The sequence below is a fragment of the Dysgonomonas sp. Shenzhen-Wh21 genome (assembly GCF_043392705.1).
Classification (GTDB): domain Bacteria; phylum Bacteroidota; class Bacteroidia; order Bacteroidales; family Dysgonomonadaceae; genus Dysgonomonas.
Genome location: NZ_JAIXHZ010000001.1, coordinates 1 through 2528, shown reverse-complemented (window position 1 = coordinate 2528; position 2528 = coordinate 1). Strand labels below are relative to the sequence as shown.

The following is a 2528-nucleotide window of genomic DNA, read 5'->3' as shown; positions in this document are numbered from 1 at the left end:
CAAGTAAAGCTAAAATAAAAATGACCCCGTCGACCAGGATATTTTAGGGGTAATAATAAAGTTTTTTCAGGGGTCAATTTAGACTTGGCAAAAGGGGTCAATCTGAACTGGATTTTCCATTAAGCAATTCTTTGGATAAACTGAATAAATCTATTGAAATTAAGGGAGGAGTCTCTAAAGGGGACTTAACCGATGTAGCGATAGATTTTGCCGTAGATGCTCTTTTTCATTCGATAGAACAGATTATTGATGTAAATAAAGAAATGAAAGAGGCATTAATCAAAGCAGAATATGGTATTAATAGTGCTATAAAATATATAGATCAGAGTATTCATGCTATTCTGATATATAAAGCAAGTTATTAAGGCAGTCAGAGATATTAGTAGCTCTAGTTGTTTGTAACAAAGCCTTTATTGCAGCTTATGAACCACTAAGAGATAAAATATTTGGGGAACCTAGTCTAAGTAGATATATATTCAAAAATAAAGCAGAGGAAGATTTCATACAATCAATACAATTTAAGGAAGATATTAAACATTTAATGATATTGTGTTCGGAATATAATAAAATAAATCAATCAAAAGTAATAGAATAATATGAGTGACGATTCAAAAAAAAACACTTTAAAAAAGGCGAGCCTTGTAGTTGCTACAAGGTTAGAGAATCATTTAAAAGACAACCCTGATGCTCTAAATAAAATACAAGAAGCTTGGAGAGAACATAATCGAATGTCATTTCAGCTAAAAGCATTAGAAAAGCAGAATGATAAAGAGATTCGATTAATGACAATGAAATATGAACAAACAAGGGAAATACTACAAATGGTATTTGGGGAGCGTCAAACTGCTCTGAATGCACATTATGCTGCTCTTGACGATGCACTAAAGAGTGATGATAGGGAAATAATTTTAGCATCTCTTCGAGGAATAAGTTCCATTGTCTCACAAAATCCATTAGAAAGTTTCTCCGAGTTTTGCAAAGTTTGGGATAATAAAGATGAAACTTTATATCTCGATTTTTAAAAAAACAACACATTCTTCCTTCACTGACAGCTCTTGGCAACAAGAGCTGTTATTTTTGTCATATCATTCATTATAAATAGAACTATTAAAAACAGAATGCTATGGAAAAAGTAAAAACCGCAGAAATCGGAAAAGAGCAAATTTGGAAATTCGGGAAGTATCGAATCTCTGTAAGCACAAACAAAGACCAACTTTTCATTACAGTGTCGCGAAGTACACTTTTTGTAAATATCCCCATTTGTACCATCGTCGAAAAACTAAAAGAGAATTCAGAACTATCGTTTTCTGATGAAGGCTTTGCGTCTATCCTAACTTACAACAACGAGCAAAAAAGTCTGAGTATAAAAGATGACAAAGTCTACTTGCTTAACATAGCCGATGATTCTGCAATTTCAATAGATATTGTATAATGGAGAAGAAGAAAAATATAGCAAGTTGGATATCCCTGGTGATATGCCTTGTCTCATACTCAATCCCAGCCATATTTGCTTTGGCTAGTTTTGCTGTGTTAAAAGAATCTATGGGAATCATTGGAGCTTTACTAGCTGTGACTATTGGCGGATTTACCTTGTTCTATATCACATACATTATATTAAAATATATCATTTATTTTATCATCAAATAGTATCTTATGAAAGGAATAATTACATTTATCATATTTTGTTTGGTATTGACAGGTGGTTCGGCAATTCTCTTTTTTATTCCAATGCTTGTATTAATTCTATTAGAAGAAAGTGGTGCGACAACAGCCACAAACCCTTTTGAACTTGAATGGTACTGGATTGTGGGCATTATAATTTATTTTATATTAAGTTTAAAACTGATTTACAAAGCGAGCAAATTGATAGCTAATAAGATTTTTGAATTTCTCAAAATAGATTGACTATATGAACTTTAAATATAAATTCTGTATTTGGTTAGTAGATACCTTATTGCTAAACGAACAGGGACTAACTATTGACGAAATTCAACATAAATGGAGAATCTCTTCTTACAATCCCGATGGAGGTTTGTTAACCGAGCGAAGCTTCCACCGTTACAGAAACGAAACAGAATCGCTCTTTAACATTGATATTGTATGCGAAAAAAATAATGGAGGTGTCTACAAAATTGCCTCAACCGAAGAATTGGATAAGAACACAGCTATTCAATGGTTGCTAAATGGTTTACGCATTTCTAACTTGGGAGAACTGTGCCAAAAACATCAGAACCTAATTTTAGAAGATGCACCTTTGGGCGTACAAAGAATCCAAATCATAATGGATAGTATAGAGCAAAATAAATCTTTAAGATTAACCTATAAGTCTCACTATAAACTACCCAAAGAATATTTTTTTGTACCCGTTTTTATCCGTCTGTTTAAGCAACGTTGGTACGTGATTGGAGCAGATGTAGAGCAAAATAGACGTACAACATTCGCTCTCGAAAGAATTCTTGACGCGTCTATTATAGAAAAGCAACATAAATTGTCGAAAGAATTAAAACAAACCCTTAATCCGGATACCT

The 2528-nt window shown here is 32.8% G+C and carries 6 protein-coding genes; all 6 read left to right on the top strand.

The window, feature by feature from the left end; translation table 11 throughout:
• The first annotated feature begins 131 nt into the window (after positions 1–131).
• Positions 132–365 carry a hypothetical protein gene (locus LDB17_RS00030; RefSeq protein ID WP_393924809.1) on the top strand — a complete coding sequence of 78 codons (234 nt, stop codon included), beginning with the start codon at positions 132–134 and terminating at the stop codon, positions 363–365.
• Between the two features lie 231 nt (positions 366–596).
• Positions 597–1022, top strand: coding sequence for a hypothetical protein (locus tag LDB17_RS00025; protein ID WP_252639158.1), 426 nt, complete (start codon positions 597–599; stop codon positions 1020–1022).
• Between the two features lie 101 nt (positions 1023–1123).
• A complete protein-coding gene (locus LDB17_RS00020; RefSeq protein ID WP_252639159.1) occupies positions 1124–1432 on the top strand; it encodes a hypothetical protein in 309 nt (102 codons plus the stop codon).
• The gene (locus LDB17_RS00015) at positions 1432–1647 is read left to right on the top strand and encodes a hypothetical protein (RefSeq protein WP_252639160.1); all 216 of its coding nucleotides are present in this window, start codon (positions 1432–1434) and stop codon (positions 1645–1647) included. Before LDB17_RS00020 ends, LDB17_RS00015 begins: the two co-directional genes overlap by 1 nt.
• 6 nt (positions 1648–1653) lie before the next feature.
• Complete coding sequence (locus LDB17_RS00010) at positions 1654–1905, top strand: hypothetical protein (protein WP_252639162.1); 252 nt, start codon at positions 1654–1656, stop codon at positions 1903–1905.
• Positions 1906–1909: 4 nt separating this feature from the next.
• A partial coding sequence (locus LDB17_RS00005) for a WYL domain-containing protein (RefSeq protein WP_393924808.1) occupies positions 1910–2528 on the top strand: 619 nt, incomplete at its 3' end.

What these genes read in the sequence shown, in the direction of transcription:
- LDB17_RS00025 (WP_252639158.1), top strand. Translation starts at nt 597, where the DNA reads ATGAGTGACGATTCAAAAAAAAACACTTTAAAAAAGGCGAGCCTTGTA.
- LDB17_RS00020 (WP_252639159.1), top strand. Translation starts at nt 1,124, where the DNA reads ATGGAAAAAGTAAAAACCGCAGAAATCGGAAAAGAGCAAATTTGGAAA.
- LDB17_RS00015 (WP_252639160.1), top strand. Translation starts at nt 1,432, where the DNA reads ATGGAGAAGAAGAAAAATATAGCAAGTTGGATATCCCTGGTGATATGC.
- LDB17_RS00010 (WP_252639162.1), top strand. Translation starts at nt 1,654, where the DNA reads ATGAAAGGAATAATTACATTTATCATATTTTGTTTGGTATTGACAGGT.